Raw genomic sequence first — 6,880 nt, forward strand, 5'->3', positions numbered from 1 at the left:
CACCATATAATGCCAACTCTGGTTCATGATCTCTAACTTCAGGCTCTAATGCCATTAAATCTTCCTCCGAAATATAAGGCGGATTTGAAACAATAATATCAAAATCATTGAAGTTCACATTTTCAAAAAGATCACTTCGAACTAATTTCACACGATCCTCAACACCATTTATTTTCACATTTTCATGTGCAATTTTAAGTGCTTGTTCCGAAATATCAACACTTGTAACTTCGGCATAATTTAAAAAATGAGCCAATGCAATTGCAATTGCACCACTTCCTGTACCAATGTCTAAAATCTTAACGGGTTGCTCGGATACAAATTGTACAATATACTCCACTAGACTTTCAGTATCTTGTCTTGGGATTAAAACGCCCTTACCAACTTTAAAAGGCAATCCCATGAACTCATGGACACCTAAAATATACTGAATTGGTTCTCTCAAGGTACGTCTTCTAATCATCTCTTTAAGTTCTTGATGGGCTTCTTCTGTAATATCCTGTTGCTTATAGATAATCAAATCAAGGACAGAGCATTCCAGCACATGACAGAGCATCCATTTAGATTCAATTTCCCATTCCGATGTGATTGGCATAAGCATTTCTTTTAACCAAACTTGAATCTCTGCAAGTGTCATATAAGCCTCCGTTAAATATCCGAACCCATTTGCTCTAACACGCGATTAAAGGCTACAATAGCAACTTCTAGTTGCTTGTCATCCGGTTCTCTGGTGGTTAATTTTTGCATCCATAAGCCCGGCTTACTGATAAATGTAATCCATCTCGCTTGCGATTTCCCAGCAATTCTGAGAAGCTCATATGAGATGCCTGCCACAAGTGGCAGCAAGACGATTTTAGTTGCGATTCTAATGATCAGATTAGACCACCCAATAAAAGTAAACAAAATAATGCTAATCATTAGAACAAAGAAAATAAAGCTCGTTCCACATCTTGGATGTAAAGTCGTGTACTTGCGAGCGTTTTCAACAGTTACTTCCTCACCGTTTTCAAAACAGTGTATGGTTTTATGCTCAGCGCCATGATATTGAAATACACGGCGTATGTCCTTCATTTGTGAAATCAAGGCAATGTAGGCAACGAAGACAACAATCTTCATAACCCCTTCAATTGCACTTAAAACAAGCTGATTTGAAATTAGGCTTTTTAAAAGGCCAACTGAAAATGTTGGCACAATTCCAAAGAGAATCAGTGCAAATCCAAATGCCGTCAATATTGAAAAAGCCATCATAATGTCATCTGCACGTTTACCCAGCCTTGAATACAACCATTTTTCAAAGTTTGACTGTTCATACTGATCATCGGTCTCAGCGAAAAACTCAGCAGAATATGTCAACGCACGTATGCCGGTGATCATAGAGTCAATTAAACTGACCATGCCTCTCAACAGAGGTACTTTTGCTATTTTCCACTTCCCGATAGGACCTACTTTTTCTAATTTTACTTCAATTTCGCCATCTGGCTTTCTTACTGCTATAGCGATGTCTTCTTTACCACGCATCATGACGCCTTCGATTAAGGCTTGACCACCAATACTTGTATATTTAACGTTTTTTTGAGGCATATAGCTTCCTTTCAAAATGTTTATGCAAAAAGTTTCTTCTATATTATAGTATAATAATATGTCCATTCCATTAAACGACTGTTAACTATTTTATCATATTTAAAGGTAAAATTATAGTAGGTAATTTACCGACACCATTTAAAGGGTCACATCCTTCCAATCACAAGCTCGTCTAGTCATCTAAGGTCAAAACTTTTGTTTGCCGCATCTAACCGCTTTTGCAAATCGATTTTTTTGTTCAACACTAGATGAGCACTAATGATATATCATAAAATAAGACTTGTTCTTACGTGGGTAAAGTCTTTCGTCTTCCCATCAAAAAACAAGTCTATTACATATTTCAAATACAATTTTTAAACTTCATTAGGGCCTAAACATTTTTAACGCTTCAACCTTAACAATCTTTTTTTGAATTAATTGTTTTCCATTAAGCCTAAAGGCATTTTTAGGACAATAGTTGATACATCTCATGCAAGCAATACAAAGATCATGATCTATTGAGATTTTATCTTCTTTATATGAAATCGCATTCACTGGACAATTCTTCAGACACAAGCTACATCTAATACACTCATTATGATTTACTTCTAATTTTCGACTCATATCCGACCAGATCTTACGTTTTTTTGAAATCGATCGCATCATATCTGAAAAAAATGGAATCCTACGCCAATGTGTTTTACCCTGCTCCAGTTGACTTAAGAAAACGTCAAGTGTTTTTAAAGCGGTGTCAAATTTCTTTACACCCTGATCTACTTTTTGTGCACTTGTTTGCATACTTGTGGCCATTTTAAGTTCACATGCACCAATACAATTATAGCCTTTTTTTACCAAAAGTTTTTTCATCGGTCCCACGATACCACCTGAAAAAGCTTCCATGGTATCAATCATAAAAACGGCCTGTCCCTTAACTTCAGGCATACTTTCCACAAAGGTCCAAACGGTTGGAAATGTAGATTGAATTGCCACCGGAAAAATCAACCCGATCAATGACGATTCGTCTGGTTTGCCATTAAAGTTCGAGTGCATTTCTTCCAAAGTCACAGAATAGCCCTTACCTTCAAAAAATAATTTTGTTTCCTTGGCAATCACCAAGGTGTTCCCTGTTCCTGAAAAATAATAAAGTGATATGCATTTATACTTGTTCATAAAATCCCCCCCTAGAGTGATGATGTTATTATAAACAAATAGAGGGCCAGTGACATATTAAGAATTTCAAAAAACATGAGCCTCTTTGACATTTCAGTGGGTGATTTTGGAAAAATCTTTCCAAGGTCAAGCGCATAGACCAAGAAATATAAAACTGCAATCCCCTTTGCAAACGGAACAGCAAGGGGATAAGATATAAGCACCCCATATGAAGTCACATAAGTCATAAGGCCTAAGCTGATTAAAAATATGTTAAAGCCCCAAAAGCTTATCCTTTTTAGATTTCCAAAGTCTCTATTTTCAATGGGTCCCCCAGGCACTAAAATCGAAAGCAGTACAACATTTAAAAACAAAATTAAACTCACATAAACATTCATAACAGTATCCTCCTATACAATATCTTTATCTCTATTGTATGGATTTACCCCTCTGATTGATTGTATAAAATCATCAATTATTATAAAACACTATTTATGATCTTCATTTTTGAGATTTAAAATATATTTTAAAGTCAACTCATTTTGAACTTCACTCAGCTGCTTTGCAGTCTTACCTGTCAATTTCTTGCTGGTTCTAATTAAGTGTGATTGATCATAGTATTTTGATTTAAGATTTTCGCAATCACATACATGAGATGAAAATCTAATAATATCTGCATAAGCTTTAGGTGTAAGCCCAACTTTCTTTTTAAACTGTCGTTCCAAAGTGCTTACACTCATATAAAAATAGTTTGCCATTTCCCTTACTGAAAAATCATCTATGGTCCTTTGGATATAGTCCATCATCTCAATTTCAAGTTGATCATTTTCCAAGTATTGCTCAAACTTTTCTTGTAAGAAACGATAGATTCGATCAACTTTTTCCTCAATAGTGTTCAACTTTATTAAGGCATCATATAGTACCCAAAGTTCTTGATTTCCGGCCACAATTTTCTCTGTCAGCTCATCACAGTTTCTTTTCATAAGCAACATAAAAGCCACTGGCAATAAGGAAATCCCAATCTGATAAACCTCTTCTTCATACCTTACAGCCTTGGCAGACTGTATTTGTCCAACCACTGCAACATCAGGCAAGGGCTCATACTTACCCATTTGGTTTTTGATATAATAAGCATTTTCAAAATTGAATATGATATTGAGATGGCCTAATGGCATGATGACATCATCTCGTTTTTCTATAGGCAAATGATAATCTTGAGTAACCCATATATAATCAATCATTTTTTTTAGATTTTTAGGGGGAAGAAAGTGTTCAATTCTCAATATTAAAGTGTCCTGTCTTTAAATTCAAAATAGCAAGTCGCGCAAAGCGATTCATACTCCACTTGGTTTTCACCATCAATTGCAACTTGGTCACCTTCAAAGACAAACTTGCCATTGATTTTTCTACCATTAAGAATGGCTTTTCTACCACATCTACAAATGGTCTTGAGTTCCTCAAGGCTATGTGCCAATAATAGTAGTCGTTCAGACCCTTCGAATCCCCTCATGGAAAAATCCGTTCTTAAGCCATAACAGATCACTGGAATATTGCGTTTAACGGCAATCTCAAAAAAATGATCTATGTGGTGATGCTTAAAAAACTGTGCTTCATCCACCAAGATACAATCTACATTGCCATGCACATTGAGGTATGCATCCACTTGCCTGTTAACATCATCTTCTGCTTTAATGAGTAAATCCACCTTTTTAGTAATTCCCAGTCTTGAAACAACCTGGTCACCGCCCTTTGTATCTGTAAAAGGCTTTATAATGATGGCTTTCATACCTCGCTCTTCATAGTTGTGCATCACCTGCATCAAGGCAGTAGATTTTCCACAATTCATTGCACCATATCTAAAATATAATTTTGCCATTTTCATGCCCCTTTATCCTTAGTGTAATACTATTATATGACAAATGAATCTGATTTCCAATTATATGTCTTCCTAATTTGTTTTATAAATATTATTCGTTACGAAATGTGACCCTAATCTCAAAAAACAAAAAAGGCTGGGAACACTCCCAACCTCAATAATCTCAAACTTATTTAAGACCATATTTCTCTTTGAATTTATCTGCTCTACCGCCACGTTCTACTTGCTTAACTTGACCAGTAAAGAACGGATGACACTCAGAACAAATCTCAATTCTTATCTCTTCTTTTGTTGATTTAGTCGTGAAGTTGTTTCCACATGCACAGTGTACATTAACTTCATGATAATCTGGATGAATTCCTTGTTTCATTATTGTTCACCTCTTTCTCTTCTAAAATTTATATCAATACACGATAATCTAATTTCAAGCCTTATCATTATAACACAGTCATTTTAGACTTTCAATTGTTTTTTATTAAAAATCTCGATTTATGAGTTTTACAAATTCTTCATTATTTCGTGTATTAATCAAAGTGTCAATTAACTTTTCCGTACTTTCAGCACTATTGGATTTATCAAGATGTCTTCTTATACGCCAGATAGACTCAAGTTCATCCTGCTCAAAGAGGAACTCCTCACGACGCGTTCCAGACTTTCTGATATCCACAGAAGGAAATATTCTCTTTTCGGAGAGCTTGCGGTCTAAAATGAGTTCCATATTTCCTGTGCCCTTGAACTCCTCGAAAATAACATCATCCATTCTTGAGCCCGTCTCAACAAGCGCAGTGGCTAAAATCGTCAACGAACCGCCTTCCTCAACATTTCTTGCTGCACCAAAAAATCGCTTTGGCTTGTGAAGGGCATTCGGATCAAGTCCACCTGAAAGCGTTTTACCACTCGAGGGCATTACTAAGTTGTAAGCCCTTGCAAGACGTGTGATACTGTCTAGAAGAATTACCACATCTTTCTTCTGCTCTACAAGTGCTTTGGCACGGTTAAGTACCATTTCCGCTACCTTGATATGGTGAGATGGCAATTCATCAAATGTACTATAGACCACATCCGCATTAATCGATCGCTTCATATCTGTGACCTCTTCAGGTCTTTCATCAATGAGCAGAACAATTAACTCCACATCTGGATAATTCTTTGAGATGCTCTTTGCAATCTTTTGAAGCAGGATTGTCTTCCCTGATTTTGGAGGTGCAACAATAAGCCCTCTTTGTCCTTTTCCGATTGGTGATACAATATCTATGATTCTCATGGCAAGCTCTTTTGAATCCCCTTCAAGCTTGAATCTCGAAGTCGGATACATAGGTGTGAGCTCATCAAACTTGGGTCTTTTCCCGTTTGATTCCGGTTTTAGCCCATTGATTTGCTTAACATAAAGCAGTGCTCTAAAGCGTTCTCCCGGATTAGGCGTTCTAGTGACGCCCATAATCTTATCGCCTGTTCGCATGGAAAATTTCCGAATTTGAGAAGGTGATACGTAGACGTCAAGTTCACTTGAGAGGAAGTTCTCAAACCTTAAGAAGCCATAGCCTTGTTCAATAATTTCCAGGACACCTTCGACATCCTGTTTACCATCATTTCGTTTCTTGGAATCTCCTGACGCCCTCGCCTCATCATCTGAAAGATCAGCCTCTATACCATCGTTGTCTAAACCATCCTCAGAATCAACATATGAAGAAACCTGACCTAAACCTCGATGACCTTTGTCACCTGATTGCAAAGTCTCTGATTCGACTTCATCTTCTTGGTCATCACCGCCATCCTCTTCATCTTCATAAGGTTCATCAGAATAATCGTCTTCAACAAATTCAATGGTTTCATCGTTTTCGAATTCTGAAGACTCTTGATTTCCATTGATAATCAAGTCTATTAAATCATCTTTTTTACGCTTGCTCAGATCTGAAAAACCCATGGCTTTCGCAATTTCTCTCAAGTCCTGAACTTTTTTTGAACGCAATGTTCTAATATCCATTTTTCCTCCAATTTACAACGCCATATGTATTTTTTAACATTTAATGAACAATCAAAATAATTGATAAACAATAGTTTAAAAGTAGCCAATTTGTGATATATTAAAGAAGATGCTCGTCTTTTTCTTACGGAGAATTTTGGTTGATATTACCAAAGGAAAGCCATTCACGCTAAGAGTTGGTGTTCAGCAGATTCATAAGAAGTGTTACTCTTGACAATACTAACATACTTTTATATACAAATCAAATTAAGGTGGTTTAAATGACTAAAAAGTTACTCCTTGCAATCATTCTTATAAGTTTATTATGCCCA

At 36.3% G+C, this 6,880-nt stretch carries 8 protein-coding genes; all 8 read right to left on the minus strand.

The features are described from left to right. A partial coding sequence (prmC, locus tag AC220I_RS15765) for a peptide chain release factor N(5)-glutamine methyltransferase (RefSeq protein WP_486724817.1) occupies positions 1 to 637 on the minus strand: 637 nt, incomplete at its 3' end. An 11-nt stretch (positions 638 to 648) separates the two neighbouring features. Next, a complete protein-coding gene (locus AC220I_RS15770) occupies positions 649 to 1,581 on the minus strand; it encodes a DUF1385 domain-containing protein (RefSeq protein WP_486724818.1) in 933 nt (310 codons plus the stop codon). Positions 1,582 to 1,944: 363 nt separating this feature from the next. Further along, a complete protein-coding gene (locus tag AC220I_RS15775; RefSeq protein ID WP_486724819.1) occupies positions 1,945 to 2,730 on the minus strand; it encodes an EFR1 family ferrodoxin in 786 nt (261 codons plus the stop codon). 11 nt (positions 2,731 to 2,741) lie between these two features. Continuing rightward, positions 2,742 to 3,107 carry a DUF8051 family protein gene (locus AC220I_RS15780; protein ID WP_486724820.1) on the minus strand — a complete coding sequence of 122 codons (366 nt, stop codon included), beginning with the start codon at positions 3,105 to 3,107 and terminating at the stop codon, positions 2,742 to 2,744. A gap of 90 nt (positions 3,108 to 3,197) precedes the next feature. Then, positions 3,198 to 3,992, minus strand: a complete 795-nt coding sequence (locus AC220I_RS15785; protein WP_486724821.1) for a DUF6597 domain-containing transcriptional factor — start codon at positions 3,990 to 3,992, stop codon at positions 3,198 to 3,200. Between the two features lie 2 nt (positions 3,993 to 3,994). Then, positions 3,995 to 4,585 (minus strand): thymidine kinase, encoded by a 591-nt coding sequence (locus AC220I_RS15790; protein ID WP_486724822.1) that lies wholly within the window; start codon positions 4,583 to 4,585, stop codon positions 3,995 to 3,997. Positions 4,586 to 4,754: 169 nt separating this feature from the next. Then, positions 4,755 to 4,955 carry a 50S ribosomal protein L31 gene (gene rpmE, locus AC220I_RS15795; protein ID WP_486724823.1) on the minus strand — a complete coding sequence of 67 codons (201 nt, stop codon included), beginning with the start codon at positions 4,953 to 4,955 and terminating at the stop codon, positions 4,755 to 4,757. Between the two features lie 105 nt (positions 4,956 to 5,060). Then, entirely contained in the window at positions 5,061 to 6,569 is a 1,509-nt protein-coding gene (gene rho, locus AC220I_RS15800; protein WP_486724824.1) for a transcription termination factor Rho, read from the minus strand. Between the last annotated feature and the right edge of the window lie 311 nt (positions 6,570 to 6,880).

The organism is Fusibacter sp., from assembly GCF_057447755.1.